This window comes from Microvirga sp. 17 mud 1-3 (assembly GCF_003151255.1).
Lineage (GTDB): Bacteria > Pseudomonadota > Alphaproteobacteria > Rhizobiales > Beijerinckiaceae > Microvirga.
Genome location: NZ_CP029481.1, coordinates 3,618,328 through 3,635,076 on the forward strand (window position 1 = coordinate 3,618,328; position 16,749 = coordinate 3,635,076).

Annotated in this window: 13 protein-coding genes and 1 tRNA gene; 5 read left to right on the plus strand and 9 right to left on the minus strand. The window is 66.7% G+C overall.

Going from position 1 to position 16,749, the window contains the following annotated elements:
- Window positions 1–61 precede the first annotated feature (61 nt).
- Window positions 62–137 (minus strand) — tRNA-Glu (locus tag C4E04_RS17010).
- Window positions 138–227: 90 nt separating this feature from the next.
- On the opposite strand from C4E04_RS17010, the gene C4E04_RS17015 reads away from it, so the two are divergent.
- On the plus strand, window positions 228–1,235 hold the full coding sequence (locus tag C4E04_RS17015) for an RluA family pseudouridine synthase (RefSeq protein WP_109599299.1): 1,008 nt from the start codon (window positions 228–230) through the stop codon (window positions 1,233–1,235).
- 219 nt (window positions 1,236–1,454) lie between these two features.
- Window positions 1,455–2,342, plus strand: coding sequence for an RNA polymerase sigma factor RpoH (gene rpoH, locus C4E04_RS17020; RefSeq protein WP_109599301.1), 888 nt, complete (start codon window positions 1,455–1,457; stop codon window positions 2,340–2,342).
- 48 nt (window positions 2,343–2,390) lie between these two features.
- Here the strand turns inward: rpoH and C4E04_RS17025 are convergent, their stop codons facing one another.
- The 3 genes from C4E04_RS17025 to C4E04_RS17035 all read right to left on the minus strand — a co-directional run bounded on the left by C4E04_RS17025 (window position 2,391) and on the right by C4E04_RS17035 (window position 5,898).
- Window positions 2,391–3,575 carry a histidine kinase gene (locus C4E04_RS17025; protein ID WP_109599303.1) on the minus strand — a complete coding sequence of 395 codons (1,185 nt, stop codon included), beginning with the start codon at window positions 3,573–3,575 and terminating at the stop codon, window positions 2,391–2,393.
- Window positions 3,576–3,608: 33 nt separating this feature from the next.
- Window positions 3,609–4,901: an adenylosuccinate synthase gene (locus tag C4E04_RS17030; RefSeq protein ID WP_109599305.1), complete on the minus strand. Its 1,293-nt coding sequence runs from the start codon at window positions 4,899–4,901 to the stop codon at window positions 3,609–3,611.
- A gap of 133 nt (window positions 4,902–5,034) precedes the next feature.
- Window positions 5,035–5,898, minus strand: coding sequence for a type 1 glutamine amidotransferase (locus tag C4E04_RS17035; protein WP_109599308.1), 864 nt, complete (start codon window positions 5,896–5,898; stop codon window positions 5,035–5,037).
- Between the two features lie 77 nt (window positions 5,899–5,975).
- Here C4E04_RS17035 and C4E04_RS17040 point away from each other — a divergent pair, with 77 nt between their 5' ends.
- Window positions 5,976–6,881: a DMT family transporter gene (locus C4E04_RS17040; RefSeq protein ID WP_109601233.1), complete on the plus strand. Its 906-nt coding sequence runs from the start codon at window positions 5,976–5,978 to the stop codon at window positions 6,879–6,881.
- Window positions 6,882–7,067: 186 nt separating this feature from the next.
- Here the strand turns inward: C4E04_RS17040 and serA are convergent, their stop codons facing one another.
- The 4 genes from serA to C4E04_RS21495 form a co-directional block, all read right to left on the minus strand.
- Window positions 7,068–8,660 (minus strand): phosphoglycerate dehydrogenase, encoded by a 1,593-nt coding sequence (gene serA / locus C4E04_RS17045; protein WP_109599309.1) that lies wholly within the window; start codon window positions 8,658–8,660, stop codon window positions 7,068–7,070.
- 122 nt (window positions 8,661–8,782) lie between these two features.
- Window positions 8,783–9,955, minus strand: a complete 1,173-nt coding sequence (locus C4E04_RS17050) for a phosphoserine transaminase (protein WP_109599311.1) — start codon at window positions 9,953–9,955, stop codon at window positions 8,783–8,785.
- A gap of 149 nt (window positions 9,956–10,104) precedes the next feature.
- Window positions 10,105–10,449: a hypothetical protein gene (locus C4E04_RS17055; RefSeq protein WP_245416136.1), complete on the minus strand. Its 345-nt coding sequence runs from the start codon at window positions 10,447–10,449 to the stop codon at window positions 10,105–10,107.
- 422 nt (window positions 10,450–10,871) lie between these two features.
- Window positions 10,872–11,234, minus strand: a complete 363-nt coding sequence (locus tag C4E04_RS21495) for a hypothetical protein (RefSeq protein WP_245416137.1) — start codon at window positions 11,232–11,234, stop codon at window positions 10,872–10,874.
- A 218-nt stretch (window positions 11,235–11,452) separates the two neighbouring features.
- Here C4E04_RS21495 and C4E04_RS17065 point away from each other — a divergent pair, with 218 nt between their 5' ends.
- Window positions 11,453–12,724 carry an efflux RND transporter periplasmic adaptor subunit gene (locus C4E04_RS17065; protein WP_109599315.1) on the plus strand — a complete coding sequence of 424 codons (1,272 nt, stop codon included), beginning with the start codon at window positions 11,453–11,455 and terminating at the stop codon, window positions 12,722–12,724.
- A gap of 79 nt (window positions 12,725–12,803) precedes the next feature.
- A complete protein-coding gene (locus C4E04_RS17070) occupies window positions 12,804–15,959 on the plus strand; it encodes an efflux RND transporter permease subunit (protein WP_109599317.1) in 3,156 nt (1,051 codons plus the stop codon).
- A 64-nt stretch (window positions 15,960–16,023) separates the two neighbouring features.
- On the opposite strand, the gene C4E04_RS17075 is transcribed toward C4E04_RS17070, so the two are convergent.
- Window positions 16,024–16,728, minus strand: a complete 705-nt coding sequence (locus C4E04_RS17075) for an outer membrane protein (protein WP_245416345.1) — start codon at window positions 16,726–16,728, stop codon at window positions 16,024–16,026.
- Window positions 16,729–16,749 lie beyond the last annotated feature (21 nt).

Consider the following 16,749-nt stretch of genomic DNA (forward strand, 5'->3'; position numbering starts at 1 on the left):
TTGAGCCGAGAATGCTTGATAACTGAGGAGGTTAAGGCAATCAAAGGCCTTATCGAACCTTTGGCGCTCCCTAGGGGACTCGAACCCCTGTTTTCGCCGTGAGAGGGCGACGTCCTAGACCGCTAGACGAAGGGAGCTAGCAAGGCGAAGGCCGCTCGTATAACCAGCTCCGTGAAACCCTTCAAGCCCCTTCGTGCAAAAAAGCGAAGAGGAGGATCGATTAGGACATGGATGAGGATGCGGTGAGCGGCGAAACGCGAATGGAATGGGTCCGGGAGGACGGAGCGCCGGCCGAGCGGCTCGACCGGGTGCTGGCGCAGCTCGCCGGCGATCTGTCGCGCAGCCGCCTGCAGGCGCTCATCCGCGAGGGCCGGGTCGAGGTGGACGGAAAGCCCGTCCTCGACCCCAACCACCGGATCGCCGGCGGAGTGCGGATCGGCCTCGACGTCCCGCCTCCGGCTCCGGCGGAGCCGCAGGGTGAGAGCATTGCGCTGACGGTCGTCTATGAGGATGACGACCTCATCGTCATCGACAAGCCGGCCGGGCTCGTGGTCCATCCGGCGGCCGGCCATGAATCGGGCACCCTCGTCAATGCGCTCATCGCCCATTGCGGCGAGAGCCTGTCGGGCATCGGCGGCGTCCGGCGGCCCGGCATCGTCCACCGCCTCGACAAGGACACGTCGGGCCTGCTCGTGGTCGCCAAGAACGACCGGGCCCACCAGGGACTTGCGGCGCAATTCGCCGATCACGGCCGCACAGGTCCCCTGGAGCGGGCTTACCTCGCCCTCGCCTGGGGTCTGCCGGCCCGCCCGCACGGCACCGTGGAGGCGCCGCTGGCGCGCGGTGTTCACAATCGCGAGAAGATCGTCGTCGTGCCGGAGGAGCGCGGGCGCTACGCCATCACCCATTACGAGGTGCTGGAGACCCTGCCGGCCGGGGCCCCGGTTGCGTGCCTCCTGCGCTGCTACCTGGAGACCGGGCGCACCCATCAGATCCGGGTGCACATGGCCCATCTCGGCCATCCGCTCCTGGGCGACCAGCTTTACGGCTCCGGGTTCAAGACCAAGGCTAACCGCCTGTCAGAGCCTCAGAAAGCGGCGCTGGAGGCCCTCGGACGCCAGGCTTTACACGCGGCCGTGCTCGGCTTCGAGCATCCCGTCACGGGCGAATTCCTGCGCTTCGAAAGCCCGCTCCCGGCCGAGATGGCGACGCTCCTGGAGGCTCTGCGGCACTAGAAAAGCCTAGGCCAGGACGCGCCGGACAAGCGTCAATGCGTCGCAAAAATACGCCAGGGTGGCACCCTTGCGCCGGCCGCGCGTTGTCACCTCCTGAAACCCTACTGCCTCTGTTCTGACAAGGTTCGACCGTCTATATAGCGATAGGCGGCCGGCTAACCATGGGGGCCGCTTCAGGTCTGCCTCGTCTTAAAAAGGGGACCAAAGAAGGAGATCGATATGGCTGCAGCGCTTCCAGTGCTTGCCAATGAAGGGGGCCTTTCGCGCTATCTCGACGAGATCCGCCGATTCCCCATGCTCGAGCCGCATGAGGAATACATGCTCGCCAAGCGCTGGCGCGAGCATGGCGACCGCGAAGCCGCTCACAAGCTCGTAACATCCCACCTGCGTCTCGTGGCGAAGATCGCCATGGGATACCGCGGCTACGGCCTGCCGATCAGCGAAGTCGTGTCCGAAGGCAATGTCGGCCTGATGCAGGCCGTCAAGCGCTTCGAGCCCGAGAAAGGCTTCCGCCTCGCCACATATGCCATGTGGTGGATCAAAGCCGCGATTCAAGAATACATCCTGCGTTCCTGGTCCCTCGTGAAGATGGGCACCACGGCGAACCAGAAGAAGCTGTTCTTCAACCTGCGCAAGGCCAAGGGCCGCATCTCGGCCCTGGACGAGGGTGACCTGCATCCCGACCAGGTGAAGCAGATCGCCACCCAGCTCGGCGTCAACGAGCAGGACGTGGTGGATATGAACCGCCGCCTCGGCGGCGATGCCTCCCTCAACGCTCCCTTGCGCGAGGAAGGCGAAGGCGAGTGGCAGGACTGGCTCGTGGACAACAGCGAGAGCCAGGAGCAGCTGCTTGTGAAGGAAGAAGAGGGCCAGAACCGGCTCTCGGCCCTGCGCAGCGCGCTCTCGGTGCTCAATCCCCGCGAGCGTCGCATCTTCGAGGCCCGGCGCCTGTCCGACGACCCGATCACCCTGGAAGAGCTGTCGACCGAGTTCGGCGTCTCTCGGGAGCGTGTGCGCCAGATCGAGGTGCGCGCCTTCGAGAAGGTTCAGGAAGCCGTGAAGAAGAACCTGGCCAGGATCGAGGCGCCCACCGAGGAGGCGCACTGACGCTCTCCCGGCATGACGTAAAGGAGCCGCGGCATCACCGCGGCTTTTTTATTGCCACTGGCTGAAGGCGCTGTTGAGCACCTGGGCCCCGGAGGCGCCCTTCTCGAAGCTGAGGATGGCCCGCTGTCCGGACGCCATCCGGACCGGCAGGTCGATCCAGTTGCGCCGCACGAAGAGCTCGGTGTTGCGCTCGACATCGCCCGACAGGTTCGAGAGGCCGATCAGGAAGAGGTTCTCCCGCACCGGTACCGGCAGGCCGGCCACCGGAGTTCCGCGCGCCGCCTCCTCGTCCTTGAACTGGAGCAGGCCCACGTCACGGATCACCCGGCCGCTGTCGCCCGCGCGGGTCGTGAAGGAAATCTCTACCGTGTGCGAGGCCGGAAGCGTCGCGTCGAGGTTGCGGCGCAGCACCATCTTCATGGTGAGCCCGGCATCGGGGATATCCACATTGGCCGTCACGGCCCGCTGAAGGGGCTGGCCCTGGCCGGGATTGATGTCCTCCAGGCGCCAGACGACGCGGCCCGTCTGCGCCTTCGGCGCCTGCGGATTGGCCGGATCCTCTTCATAGAGCACGGCGCGCTGGGCGACGCCGATCTCCTGCCGCGCCGGCGCCGGCGCCGGAGCAGGCGTCGCCGCGGGCGCACCGACGCGCTCGGTGTTCTTGGCGGCCTCAGGCTGGGACTGGGGCGCCTCCGCAACCGGGGTTTGAGGCGTCAGGTCCTCGGGCTTGTCCCGCCACAGGAACGCGAAGGCCGCAATGGCCGCGATGACGAGGGCCAGAACGGTGCCGAGGACGATCGTCCTGCCCCGCTTGCCGCCCTGCATGCCGGGATGCGGACGGGTCTCGACCCGCGGCCGTGCCGCCGCGTCGGAAGCGGCACTCTCGGGCTCCGCGGGCTCGTCGCCGTCACGGGCGAAGGCGGCGGGCGCCGAGAGCGGCACCACCGCTGGAGGCTCGGGACGGTGCGGACCGCCCTCGTTCTGGGCGTCGGCCAAAGACGCGGGATCGAAGTCGAAATCCTTGGCGGAGAAATCAGCCTCCACCCGGAGGATGGCATCGTCGAGGGAGCGGCTTTCCTTTTGGATATCCGCGTCCGAGAGAGGCGGATCCAAGGAACGCAACTGGGCGACCAGGGCCGTGCGTGCGCGCTCGTAGACGGCGCGCCGCATCTCGGGCGTCTGGTCCGACAAGCCTTCGACGGCTCGGGCAATCAGGGGGTAATAATCTGCCATTTGCCCTCGGAATGACCCGGAGCGCGCCCGCCGTCAACCCTCAAAGGGGTTCTTCATGAGGATTGTGTCGTCGCGCTCGGGCGAGGTGGAGAGCACCGCCACGGGCGCGCCGATCAGCTCCTCGACGCGACGGACATATTTGATCGCCTGCGCCGGCAGGTCAGCCCAGGAGCGCGCGCCGGCCGTGGAGCCGCTCCAGCCCTCCATCTCCTCGTAGATCGGCTCCACCCTGGCTTGAGCACCCTGGCTCGCCGGGAAGTAGTCGATGGTCTCTCCGTCGAGGCGATAGCCGACGCCGATCTTGATCGTGTCGAAACCGTCGAGGATGTCGAGCTTGGTGAGCGCGATGCCGTCGATGCCCGACGTGCGCACGGTCTGGCGCACCAGAGTCGCGTCGAACCAGCCGCAGCGGCGCTTGCGGCCTGTCACCACGCCGAATTCCTTGCCCTTCTGGCCGATCAGCTCGCCGGTCTCGTCGAAGAGCTCGGTCGGGAACGGCCCCTCGCCGACCCGGGTCGTGTAGGCCTTGGCGATGCCGAGCACATAACCGACCGCGCCCGGGCCGAGGCCGGAGCCCGTGGCCGCCTGGCCGGCGACCGTGTTGGACGAGGTGACGAACGGATAGGTGCCGTGATCCACGTCGAGAAGCGCGCCCTGCGCGCCTTCGAACAGGATGCGCTTGCCGGCCCGGCGCTCCTCGTCGAGGAGCCGCCAAACCGCATCCATGTAAGGCAGGACCTTGTCGGCGACGGAAGCGAGTTCGTCGTAGATCGCCTTGGGCTCGAATTCCGGCAGGTTGAAGCCGCGCCGCAGGGCGTTGTGATGGGCGAGCAGGCGCTCGATCTTCTCCGGCAGGGTGCTCAGATCGGCGAGATCCATGAGGCGGATGGCGCGGCGGCCCGCCTTGTCCTCATAGGCCGGGCCGATACCCCGCTTGGTGGTGCCGATCTTGGTGCCGGCGCTGCCGCTTTCGCGCAGCGCATCGAGCTCGCGATGGATGGACAGGATGAGGGTCGCGTTCTCGGCGATGCGCAGGTTCTGGCGGGTGATCGCCACCCCCTGCTCGGCCAGGCGCTCAACCTCGGCCGCAAGGGCATGAGGGTCGAGCACGACGCCGTTGCCGATGACCGAGAGCTTGTTGGGGCGCACGACGCCGGAGGGCAGGAGCGAGAGCTTGTAGACCTTGTCGCCGATCACGAGGGTGTGGCCGGCATTGTGGCCGCCCTGGAACCGCACGACCACATCGGCCTGCTCGGACAGCCAGTCGACGATCTTGCCCTTGCCCTCGTCGCCCCACTGGGCGCCCACGACAACCACGTTCGCCATCGCTCTTAACCCTCGCATGAAAAAACCCCGGCGCAAGGCCAGGGTTTGGGGTGGAAAAACCTTGCAAACTCTCATGGTGGATCGAGGCCGCGAGGTCAAGCCGGAATGAGGCCCTCCGCCCTTTTCGGGCCGCTCACGCCCGGCCGCGGGCGCTTTTCTCGGGGCGGACCCGGTGGGTGATGAAGTTGCGGATCTCGCGGGTGCGGCGTTCGGGGTCGAGCACCTCCTGGTCCAGGCCGTGTCGCCAGGCCAGGTCGAGCCGGTCCGGCTGCGCCTCGAGGGCCTTGAGGTCGGCCACGTAGGCGGCCGCCTCCTCTGCCGTGCGGCAGAACCCCTCCCCGACCAGGATCCCGGTGCGCCGCCCGAGGATGACGGCCAGTTCGCCTAAGCTGAATTCCGGGTGGTACTGGACGCCCCAGAACGTGCCGCCCCCGGCGGTGATCTCGGCCGCCTGGACGAACGACACCGCGTTGGAGGCCAGGATCGTGCATCCGGCCGGCGGGGCCGTCACCATGTCGAGGTGGATCGCCGGCGCGTCATAGGCTGCCGGCCGGCCCGCGAGCATGGGGTGCCCCTGGCCTGCCTGGGTCGGCACCAGCCTGCGGGCGAAGCCGACCTCGCGGCCGGACGGGTTGGGGCGGACATCCCCCTCGGCCGCGACGGCCGCCACCTGGAGGCCCCAGCAGGACCCGAAGCTCGGCGTGCCCGAGGCATAGATCGCCCGCATGAGGTCGATCTGGCGCAGGATGTCGGGGGTGCGGTCGTAGATGTTGAGATGGGAGCCCGTCAGAACGACGCCGTCATAGGATTCGAGGCCTGCGGCATCCGGAAGGTTCGCGCCTTCGTCCGCCGGGAAGGCCAGGTCGCAGACCGAATCGGGCGCGATGCCCTGCAGCACGGCCGCATAGGACTCGGAAGGCATGAGTCCATAGGTTTCCCGGTGGGTCTGCCTTGCGTCCCGCGTATTGCCCTCGACGACCAGAAATCTTAAGCCCATGACTTGACGAAGCCTCCCTGCCGCGCCGGTTTAGCCGAATGGTGCATGGCGGCAAGCGCCCGGAGGGACTGCGCCCCATGAAATTCCTGCAATCCCTCTGGAAGGGGCTCTTCGGGCAGGCCTATCTGCTCCTGGCCATCACGGCCCTGTTCTGGGGCGGCAACGCCATCGCGGGGCGCCTCGCGGTGGGCGAGGTCTCGCCCATGGTGCTGACCTGCCTGCGCTGGGTGCTGGTGGTCTGCATCCTGTTCCCCCTTTTCGGCCGCAGGCTCGTTACCGAGTGGCCCGTGATCCGGCGAAGCTGGCTCTTCGTTATCCTCATGGGGGTCTTCGGCTTCACGGCCTTCAACGCCCTGTTCTATGCGGCCGCCCATCACACAAGCGCCGTCAACCTCACGATTTTCCAGGGGGCGATCCCGGTCCTGGTGCTGCTGGGCACCGTCCTGTTCTTCCGTGCGCCCATCCTGCCCCTTCAGATCCTCGGCATGATCGTGACGGTGGTCGGCGTGATCATCGTCTCGGTGAAGGCGGATTTCGAGATCCTGCGGACCCTGGCGCTGAACATCGGTGACGTCTGGATGCTGATCGCCTGCCTGTTCTATGCGGGCTACACCCTGGGGCTGAGGCATCGCCCCGCCGTGCCGGGGCTGGTGTTCTTCACGGCGCTCGCCATCGTGGCGTTCCTGAGCACCCTGCCCCTTTTGGCAATCGAGATCGCCAGCGGCACCGTTCAGTGGCCGACCCTCAAGGGCTGGCTGGTGCTGGCCTATGTGGCCTTCCTGCCATCGCTCCTCGCCCAGCTCTTCTTCATCCGCGGCGTGGAACTGATCGGCCCGGCCCGGGCGGGCCTGTTCGTGAACCTTGTGCCGGTCTTTGGCGCCCTGCTGGCGGTCCTTCTCCTCGGCGAGCCCTTCGCGTTCTACCACGCACTCGGCCTCATCCTCGTGCTCGGCGGCATCTGGCTCGCGGAGCGGAAGTCCTAGGCACGACGCTGCCGTTACGGGACATTCCTCCGTCATTCCGGGGCCGCGTCAGCGGAGCCCGGAACCCATAAACACTAGTGGTTCAGAATAGGGCGTTGCGGAAGCCGCTCCGCATTGTCCTGCATCGTTAGCGGTTCTGGGTTCCGGGCCCGGCCCCAAAGGCCGTCCCGGAATGACGGTGTGGCTTCAGAACCGCACGGAGCGGGCGCGCTTGACCTGAGGGATCTCCTCGATCTTGCGCAGGAGCTCGTCGCTGACCGGCTGGTCAACCGAGACGAAGCAGATGGCATCGCCGCCCGGCTTGTCGCGGCCGAGCGCGAACGTCGCCACGTTGACGCCGGACTCGCCGAGCAGCGTCCCGAAGCGGCCGATGAAGCCGGGCTTGTCGTCGTTGCGCACATAGATCATGTGCGGCGCGAATTCCGCATCCACGGCGATGTCGCGGATCTCCGTGACGCGGGGCTTGCCGTCCTGGAACACGGTGCCGCCCGCATGGCGCGACGTATCCTCCGCGACGACCACGATGCGTACGAAGCTCTCGTAATCACGCACGGCGTTCTCGCGCTTGACCTCTTCCACCGTGATGCCGCGCTCGCGGGCCACGACGGGGGCCGACACCATGTTGATGTCCTGCAGGAAGGGACGCAGCACGCCGGTGACCGCCGCCGAGGTGAGCGCGCGGGTGTTCATCTCCGCCACGTCGCCCTCGTATTCGATGCGGATGCCCTTGATGGGCGCTTCCGTGAGCTGGCCCAGGAACGAGCCGAGCTTCTCGGCAAGCGCCACGAAGGGCTTCAGGCGCGGCGCCTCCTCGGCCGTGATCGACGGGAAGTTCACGGCGTTCTGGATCGCGCCCTGGAGCAGGTAGTCGGACATCTGCTCGGCGACCTGGAGCGCCACGTTCTCCTGCGCCTCTGTGGTGGCGGCGCCGAGATGCGGCGTGCAGACCACGTTCGGATGCCCGAAGAGCGGGTTCTCGGTCGCCGGTTCCTGCGTGAACACATCGAAGGCGGCACCGGCCACGTGGCCGGAATCGAGTGCAGCGCGCAGGGCCACCTCGTCCACGAGGCCGCCGCGGGCGCAGTTGATGATGCGCACGCCCTTCTTGGTCTTGGCGATGTTCTCGGCCGAGAGGATGTTCTTCGTCTTCTCCGTCATCGGCACGTGCAGGGTGATCACGTCGGCACGGCGCAGAAGGTCGTCGAGCTCGACCTTCTCGACTCCGAGCTCCACAGCGCGCTCCGGCGACAGGAACGGATCGTAGGCGATGACTCGCATGCGCAGGCCGATGCCGCGCTCCGCCACGATGGAGCCGATATTGCCGCAGCCGATGACGCCGAGCACCTTGCCGGTGAGCTCCACGCCCATGAAGCGGTTCTTCTCCCACTTGCCGGCCTGGGTCGAAACGTCGGCCTGCGGGATCTGGCGTGCGAGCGCGAACATCATCGCGATGGCGTGCTCGGCCGTGGTGATCGAATTGCCGAAGGGCGTGTTCATGACGATGATGCCCTTCGCGGTCGCGGCGGGAATCTCGACATTGTCGACGCCGATGCCGGCGCGGCCGATCACCTTCAGGTTCTTGGCCTGCTCGAGGATCTTGGCCGTGACCTTGGTGGCGGAGCGGATCGCAAGGCCGTCATACTCGCCGATCACGGCGGCGAGCTTGTCCTTGTCCTTGCCGAGATCCGGCTGGAAATCCACCTCGATGCCGCGATCCTTGAAGATCTGCACGGCGGCGGGCGAGAGGGCATCGGAAATGAGTACGCGGGGTTTGGTCATGGGATTGCACCGGTCACGTCATCCCGGGAAAAGCGCAGCGCGAGCCGGGATCGTTGAAATGAGTCTGGCTGGGAAGAGCGATCCCGGATCGCGGCTTTGCCGCATCCGGGATGACGCATGAATCAAGCCGCTTTCGCGAGCTTTGCCTTTTCCTGCGCGAAGGCCCAGTCGAGCCAGGGCGTCAGGGCCTGGAGGTCGGAGGCTTCCACGGTCGCGCCGCACCAGATGCGGAGGCCGGGAGGTGCATCGCGATAGGCGCCGATGTCGAAGGCGACGCCCTCCTTGTCGAGCGCGGCCGCGATGCCCTTGGCGACCTGCGCCACGGCCTCGGGGCCTTGTCCGACCACGTCCGGATCGGATACGACGAGGCACACGCTGGTGTTAGAGGCTGTGGCCGGGACCTTGGCGAGATTGGCGATCCAGGGCGTGCGGGCGACCCAGTCGAGGATCACCTTCGCGTTGGAATCGGCCTTGGCCACAAGGCCGTTCAGGCCGCCGACGCCCTTCGCCCATTCGAGCGCGTCGATATAATCCTCCACGCAGAGCATGGACGGGGTGTTGATGGTCTCGCCCTCGAAGATGCCCTCGATGAGCTTGCCGCCCTTGGTCATGCGGAAGATCTTCGGCAGCGGCCAGGCGGGCTTATAGGTTTCGAGCCGCTCGACCGCGCGGGGCGAGAGGATCAGCATGCCGTGTGCCGCCTCGCCGCCGAGCACCTTCTGCCAGGAGAAGGTGACCACGTCGAGCTTGGCGAAATCGAGCTTCTGGGCGAAGGCCGCCGAGGTGGCGTCGCAGATGGTCAGGCCCTCGCGGTCCGCCGCGATCCAGTCCGCATTCGGCACGCGCACGCCGGAGGTGGTGCCGTTCCAGGTGAAGACCACGTCGCGGGTCCGGGTGTCGACCGTCGCGAGATCGGGAAGTTCGCCGTAAGGCGCCGTGATGACGCGGGCATCGTCCAGCTTGAGCTGCTTGACCACATCCGTGACCCAGCCCTCGCCGAAGCTTTCCCAGGCCAGCATGTCCACCGGCCGGGCGCCGAGGAGCGACCACAGGGCCATCTCGACCGCGCCCGTGTCGGAGGCGGGGACGATGCCGATGCGGTAATCGGCCGGGACCTCCAGCACTTCGCGGGTCAGATCGATGGCACGCTTCAGGCGCGCCTTGCCGATCTTGGCGCGATGCGAGCGGCCGAGAGCGTCGGTGTTCAGATTTTGGAGGGACCATCCGGGGCGCTTCGCGCACGGGCCGGACGAAAAGAAAGGCGCGCGAGGGCGCGCGGCGGGCAGATCTGTCATGTCATTCCATCCTTACAGATGGGCGCCTCTCGTTGGGGAGAGGTGTCCCGCCGACAGGTATGGGGGAGCGGGCCCGGCCCGTCAAGACAATTCGGCGCCACCCCGGACGGACGATCATCCCGGCCTGCCGCGAAAGACCGGCCGCACCATCACTTCCAGCGCGTCTCGCACATGCGGGGCAGCGCGAACCACAGGCCGCCGGGATCCTCGTCCTTGGCACCGTTGGCGAGCCACTCGCGCACCACATTCTCGATGATCTCGTCCGGCTTCGATCCATATTGCGGCTGGGCGATCCATTCATGCTCGCCCTCCAGGCCGCCACCCACGACCGGCACCGCGCCGCGCGACAGCAGCTCGGCGATGCAGCGCCGGACATAGTCGGTCAGCGCCTCACCTTCGAAGCCGAAGCCATGGCGACCGCCCGGCACGATCTGCCACATACCGACCGCATCGATCGGCAATTCGTTGGCCACCATCTTGATCCATTCGCTCATAGGGTGGCCATACCGCAAGTGTCTAGGTTCCGTCGTCATTTCTGATGTAACTTCTATCCATTGCGAATATCGGGATGCTCATTCTGAATGACATCAATCGTGATGCCATGGTTCTCGCTTCGTCTCACACCAAAGATGTTTCCGTCCGGGCGCCGATACCAAAGACCTCTATATCCCACAGGCGGCTGAAGGCTCTGCGAGCCCGGTGTCAGAGCCTCGAGCAGGTTGTTGAATTCCGCAGGAGACACCGTACGTGTCGTTTCGTCTGTGCTCCTGTGCTGCATCCCGACATGCTGTCCGTTGGGCATAAGGATTTCCTCCATCGGGCCCCGGACAGGCTCCGGCCTGTTCAATTCCCTCAGCCGGGCCGCTGCCTGTGAGGCTGCGGATTCGTTCGCCAGGATCTCTCCCTCGACACCCTCTTAGATGCTCGGCCTCGGGCGCCAGCTCGGATCGTGTCTCTGCACTTCCTGCACCAGCGCGCGGGCTCGGGCCGACGAAACATCGAGGCGCACTTCCTGCGCCGGCGTCGTTTCGTAAGCCTGGCCGCGGATGACGCGGGTTCCGCCACTTCTCGGACGACGGGCTGATATCCGCGCGATGCGGGCCGAGCCCCCATCCGTCCATTGGCCGCCACCGGGCCGCCCTGCCGGAACGCGGGCTTGCGCCGGGTTGAACCGCCGTAAAGCCAGGATGACGCGAAGGGATCTCAGCTCCAGCCGGGCGGCGTCGAGCGCATAGCGGGCTTTCAGGATTTCCTGCGTCCGCGAGGGGATGAAAGACATAAAGCAATTCCAACACTCCAAAATATGCTATAACGTTAGAACGTATCAGGAACATTGTCAAGCTTGTGCTGGCGGCAGGCTGGGCGGGCAACAGACTTTCGGGGGAGCGTCAGATTACGAAATCGTAATACAAAATCTCGTGCGGCCTGCGGTATGTTCGCTTTGTCTGGCCTAATTTGTGCTAGGAACTCCGACACAAAAAGTTTCAAGGAGCGAGCATGCGTGTGTCACGTCAGCTCGCCGTCATCGCCGTGCTGGGGGCAGCGGGTTATGGCGGCTGGTACGCCTATCAGGGCGGCCACCTCGCGAAGGCGCCGGTCATCGGCGGCTATTTCGCGAAAGCCGGAGAGCCGGCGGGGCCGGCCGGGCGTGGCAGGCGCGGTCCCTCGGGCCCGCCGACGGTCGATGTGGGCACGGTGCAAACCGGCCGGATCGTCGAGACTCGCGAGTCGGTCGGCACGGTGCGTGCCTATGAATCCATCACGGTCACGGCCAAGATCGCCGGCGTGATCAGCGAGATCGGCTTCGAGGAAGGCCAGAAGGTCAAGGCCGGCGACATGCTGGTCCAGCTGGATGCGGCCGAGCGCAAGGCCGAGATCGAGCAGGCCGTCGCCGAGGCAAACCGGGCCGTGGCGCTCCGCAACGAGATCGCGATCAAGCTCGAGCGTGCTCAGGCGCTCAACCGCACCGGCGCCGGCACCACGGCCCAGGTGGAGGACCTGACGGCCCAGTCCAAATCCCTGGAAGGCTCCATCGCCTCCGCCCAGGCCCAGCGGAAGGCTGCGGAAGCCCGGCTCGAGGATCTGACGATCCGCGCCCCCTTCGCGGGCCGCGTCGGCACCCGCGCCGTGTCGCTCGGGGCCTATATCTCGCCCGGCACCCGCATCACGTCCCTGGACGACCTGTCCCGCATCCGGCTGGATTTCGCGGTTCCGGAGAACCTCCTCGGGCGCCTCAAGCCCGGCCAGACCGTGAACGCCACCTCGGCCGCTTATAGGGACCGGGTCTTCAAGGGCACCGTCTCGACCATCGACACGAGGATCGACCAGACCACCCGCACGGTGCGGCTGACGGCCGAGTTCGACAATCCCGACGAGGCGCTCAAGCCCGGCATGTTCCTGGCCGTCGCGCTGGAAGTCACCGTCAAGGACGACGCCGTCGTCGTGCCCGAGGAAGCCATCGTCAGCGAGGGCCTGCGCCAGATCGTCTATCCGGTGAAGGACGGCAAGGTGGAGCGTCGGGTCATCAAGCTCGGCCAGCGCCAGAACGGCAAGGCCGAAATCCTGGAGGGCCTGCAGGCCGGCGAGACCATCGTGGTCCTCGGCGTCCAGCGCGTGCGCCCGGGCCTCGAGGTGATCGCCCGCCCTCTCGGTTCGGCGCCCCAGCAGCCGGCCGACCAGGCGCCGGCGGCGAACCGTGAACAGCCGTCGCGCAGCTCGCTCAACCTGCCGACCGCCATCAGCAGCGCGTCAGCCGCCGAGCGGAACTGATCGGACCCGGCCGCCCCGTACCTCGGGGCGACCCATTCACGTTTGAGTGGCCCCGGCCCTCTTCGGACCTCGTAGGACCATGCAGGTTTCAGACCTTTTCATCCGTCGCCCCGTCTTCGCCATCGTGGTCAGCATGCTGCTCGTCGTCGGCGGCCTCGCGTCGCTGATGAACTTGCCGGTGCGCGAATATCCGAGCGTGGACAAGCCGATCGTCTCGGTCTCGACGATCTATCGCGGCGCGTCGAACGAGGTCATCGAAAGCCGCGTCACCGAGGTGATCGAAGGGGCGGTGGCGGGCATCGAGGGCATTACCCAGATCCGCTCGCAGAGCCGGAACGACCGCTCCTCCGTCTCCATCGAGTTCGCCGTGTCCCGCGACCCCGAAGGCGCGACCTCGGACGTGCGCGACGCCGTGTTCCGCGTCGTGGGGCGCCTGCCGGACGGCGCCGAGCAGCCGGTCATCCGCAAGGTCGACGACGATGCGTCCGCGATCATGTGGATCAGCGTCATATCCTCGACCTACGATGCCCTGGAGCTGAGCGACTTCCTGAAGCGGGTCTATGTGGACCGCCTCTCCACCGTGCCCGGCGTCGCCAACGTCTATATCGCGGGCGAGCGGCGCTATGCGATGCGCCTTTGGATCGACCGGGCCGCCCTCGCGGCCCGCGGGCTCACGGCGCAGGATCTCGAAGCCGCCATCAAGCGCCAGAACGTGGAGCTGCCCGGCGGGCGCATCGAGTCGGAGCAGCGTGAATTCACCGTGAAGACGGATTCCCGCCTCTCCACTCCGCAGGAATTCGAGCAGCTCATCGTCTCGAACAAGAACGGCTATCTGGTGCGCCTCGGCGAGGTCGCCCGGGTCGAGGTCGGTGCGCAGGATACGCGCTTCGAGTTCTACGAGAGCGGCAAGACCGCCATGGGCCTCGGCATCGTGCGCCAATCCACCGCCAACACCCTCTCGGTGGCGGACAGCGTGCGCGCCGAACTCGAGGAGCTGAAGAGCTCCCTGCCGCCCGGCACCACGACGGCGATTTCCTACGACGAGAGCCGCTTCATCAGCGCCTCCATCGAGGGCGTGCTGCACACCCTCGTCGAGGGCCTTATCCTCGTGATCCTGGTGATCCTGCTCTTCCTGCGCGACTGGCGCTCCACCATCGTCGCCATGGTGGCGATCCCGGTCTCGATCATCGCGGCCTTCATGGTGATGAGCTTCTTCAACGCGTCCGTGAACGTTCTCACCCTGCTCGCCGTCGTGCTCGCCATCGGCATCGTGGTGGACGACGCCATCGTCGAGATCGAGAATGTCCACCGCCGCATCGAGGAGGGCCAGCCGCCGCTTCTCGCCTCCTTCGACGGCGCGCGGGAAATCGGCTTCGCGGTGATCGCCACCACGGCGACCCTCATGGCCGTGTTCGTGCCGCTCGCCTTCATGACCGGCAACACCGGCAAGCTCTTCCGCGAATTCGCCATCACGCTCGCGGCCGCGATCTTCTTCTCGGGCGTCGTGGCACGGACGCTCACGCCCATGCTCTGCTCCAAGCTGATGGTGCCGGCCCATGGGCGCATCCAGCTCATGACCGAGCCCTTCTTCACGGGCATGAACAACGTCTACCGGCGCCTGCTGTCCGGCGCCCTGAAGGCGCCGCTCGTCATCCTGGCCATGGGCGTCGCCGTGTCCCTGTCGGCCTATGGCCTGTTCAAGATGATCCCGCAGGAATTCGCCCCCACGGAGGATCGCGGCGCGATCATCGTGCGCATCAGCGCGCCCGAGGGAGCGAGCCTCGACTACACCCGCGAGCGCGTGAAGGAAGTGGAGCGCGAGCTCCTGCCCTATCAGGAGAAGGGCATCATCGCGTCGATCACGAGCCAGGTCGCGCCCGGCTATGCGCGCCCCTCGCCCGTGAACGAGGGCATCATCATTGTCCGCCTCGCGCCCTGGGACGAGCGCTCGTTCAAGCAGCAGGAGCTGACGCAGGAACTCTCCCGGAAGATCACGAACTTCCCGGGCGCCCGCGCCTTCCCGGTCAATCCCGGCTCCCTCGGCCAGCGCGGCACTGCGCAGCCGATCCAGTTCGTGCTCGGCGGACCGGATTACAGCACCCTGCGCGATTGGCGAGACATCGTGATCCAGAAGGCGCAGGAGACCGGCCTCTTCCTCAACATGGATTCCGACTACAAGGAATCCCAGCCCGATATCCGCGTGCAGATCGACCGGTCCCGCGCGGCCGACCTCGGCGTGTCGGTGCAGGATATCGGCCGCACGCTGGAGCTCGTCTTCGGCGAGACGGAAATCTCGACCTTCATCAGCCGCGGCGAGGAATATCCGGTGATCATGCGGGGCCGCCCGCAGGACCGCGCCACGCCGAACGACCTGACGAACACCTTCATCCGGGCCGCGAACGGCGATCTCGTTCCCCTCTCGTCCTTCGTATCGCTGACCGAATCGGCCGCGCCGCAGACCCTCAACCGGTTCGACCGCCTGCGCTCGATCACCATCCAGTCGGCCCTGCGGCCCGGCACGTCCATCGGGGAGGCGCTTGCGGTCCTCGAGCAGATCGTCCACGACAACCTGCCGGCGGAGGCGCGCATCGGCTATGCGGGCCAGTCCAAGGATTTCCGGGAATCTTCCAGCGCCATCTATGTCACGTTCGGCATGGCGCTGCTGGTGGTGTTCCTGGTGCTGGCAGCCCAGTTCGAGAGCTGGATCAACCCGTTCATCATCATGCTGACCGTGCCGCTCGCCGTCACGGGCGGTTTGGCGGCGCTCGCGCTGACGGGTCAGTCCCTCAACATCTACAGCCAGATCGGCATGATCCTGCTCATCGGCCTGATGACCAAGAACGGCATCCTGATCGTCGAGTTCTCGAACCAGCTGCGCGAGCGCGGCTACTCGGTGCGGGACGCGGTGATCGAGGCCTCCGTGCTGCGCCTGCGCCCGATCCTGATGACCTCCATCGCCATGATCGGCGGCGCGATCCCGCTGGCCTGGTCATCGGGCGCCGGTGCGGAGGCCCGCAATGCCATCGGCACTGTGATCGTGGGCGGCGTCACCCTGTCGACCCTGCTCACGGTCCTCGTGGTGCCGGCGATCTACCTGCTCCTCGGCGGCTACACCAAGCCCGCCACCTATGTGAGCGAGCTGATCGACAAGCTGCGCGAACAGACCGGCCTGAAGGCCCATGGGGAGGATATCGGCCCGGCCGAACCGCGCCCGCCCGCGCATCCGGCCGAGTGAGGCTTCCGCCTCCGGTCTTACGCGAGGCGCAGGAGCGTATGCCCCTCGCCTGCGCGGCGTGTGTCTAGTTGAAAGTGTAGCGAGCCCCCAGGCGCAGCTCGTGAGTGCCGATGCTGCGGGCCCGTAAGGGGGGGGCGAATCCGTCCGGCTCGCTGCGCGCCCAGCCCAGATGCGTGTAGCGATAGGCGAGATCGAGCTTGAGGTGGTCCGTCAGGTCGAACGCGACACCGCCCGTGAGCGCCCAGGCGAGAGCGGATTTCGTGTGAGAGGCCAGCGGAACCGCATCGGCCGGGAAGAGGCGCTGCGCCTCCTCGAACCGGTTGAGACTGACGCCTATGCCGGCCCCGAGATAAGGGGTCACGCGACTCCACAGGGGCAGGTCGATATAGGCGTTGAGGAGAAAGGTCGTGGCCTGGAAATCCGCCCGGTCGAAGGCAAGGTTCGAGGCGCCGAAGCGGCTGCCTTTGTAGGATCCACCGAACCGGTGATCGACCGTGATGTCGGTCCGCAGCCAGGGCGCCATGTGATAGCCGATTCCGGCGCCGATGCTCCCTTCCCGCTCGAAGCGGGCCTTCGCGAGGGGCGGTGTGGCCGCCGTTCCCAGATCGCGCCCATGGCGCAGCACAGGCTCGTCGAGGCCGATATCGCCGCGCAGGTACCAGCCGGCGCTGACGGGCTCGTCGGAATCGTCCAGGATGGGCGCCGGCGGAAGGTCGGCGGCGCGGGCCTCCGCGGCCGCGAGGCCGAGGGCGAGGCCGCCTGCCACCATGATCGTCACTCGACGCAATCC

What these genes read in the sequence shown, in the direction of transcription:
- C4E04_RS17050 (WP_109599311.1), bottom strand. Translation starts at nt 9,955, where the DNA reads ATGACAGATCTGCCCGCCGCGCGCCCTCGCGCGCCTTTCTTTTCGTCC.
- C4E04_RS17055 (WP_245416136.1), bottom strand. Translation starts at nt 10,449, where the DNA reads ATGAGCGAATGGATCAAGATGGTGGCCAACGAATTGCCGATCGATGCG.
- serA (WP_109599309.1), bottom strand. Translation starts at nt 8,660, where the DNA reads ATGACCAAACCCCGCGTACTCATTTCCGATGCCCTCTCGCCCGCCGCC.
- rpoH (WP_109599301.1), top strand. Translation starts at nt 1,455, where the DNA reads ATGGCTGCAGCGCTTCCAGTGCTTGCCAATGAAGGGGGCCTTTCGCGC.
- C4E04_RS17065 (WP_109599315.1), top strand. Translation starts at nt 11,453, where the DNA reads ATGCGTGTGTCACGTCAGCTCGCCGTCATCGCCGTGCTGGGGGCAGCG.
- C4E04_RS17040 (WP_109601233.1), top strand. Translation starts at nt 5,976, where the DNA reads ATGAAATTCCTGCAATCCCTCTGGAAGGGGCTCTTCGGGCAGGCCTAT.
- C4E04_RS21495 (WP_245416137.1), bottom strand. Translation starts at nt 11,234, where the DNA reads ATGTCTTTCATCCCCTCGCGGACGCAGGAAATCCTGAAAGCCCGCTAT.
- C4E04_RS17070 (WP_109599317.1), top strand. Translation starts at nt 12,804, where the DNA reads ATGCAGGTTTCAGACCTTTTCATCCGTCGCCCCGTCTTCGCCATCGTG.
- C4E04_RS17030 (WP_109599305.1), bottom strand. Translation starts at nt 4,901, where the DNA reads ATGGCGAACGTGGTTGTCGTGGGCGCCCAGTGGGGCGACGAGGGCAAG.
- C4E04_RS17025 (WP_109599303.1), bottom strand. Translation starts at nt 3,575, where the DNA reads ATGGCAGATTATTACCCCCTGATTGCCCGAGCCGTCGAAGGCTTGTCG.
- C4E04_RS17035 (WP_109599308.1), bottom strand. Translation starts at nt 5,898, where the DNA reads ATGGGCTTAAGATTTCTGGTCGTCGAGGGCAATACGCGGGACGCAAGG.
- C4E04_RS17015 (WP_109599299.1), top strand. Translation starts at nt 228, where the DNA reads ATGGATGAGGATGCGGTGAGCGGCGAAACGCGAATGGAATGGGTCCGG.
- C4E04_RS17075 (WP_245416345.1), bottom strand. Translation starts at nt 16,728, where the DNA reads ATGGTGGCAGGCGGCCTCGCCCTCGGCCTCGCGGCCGCGGAGGCCCGC.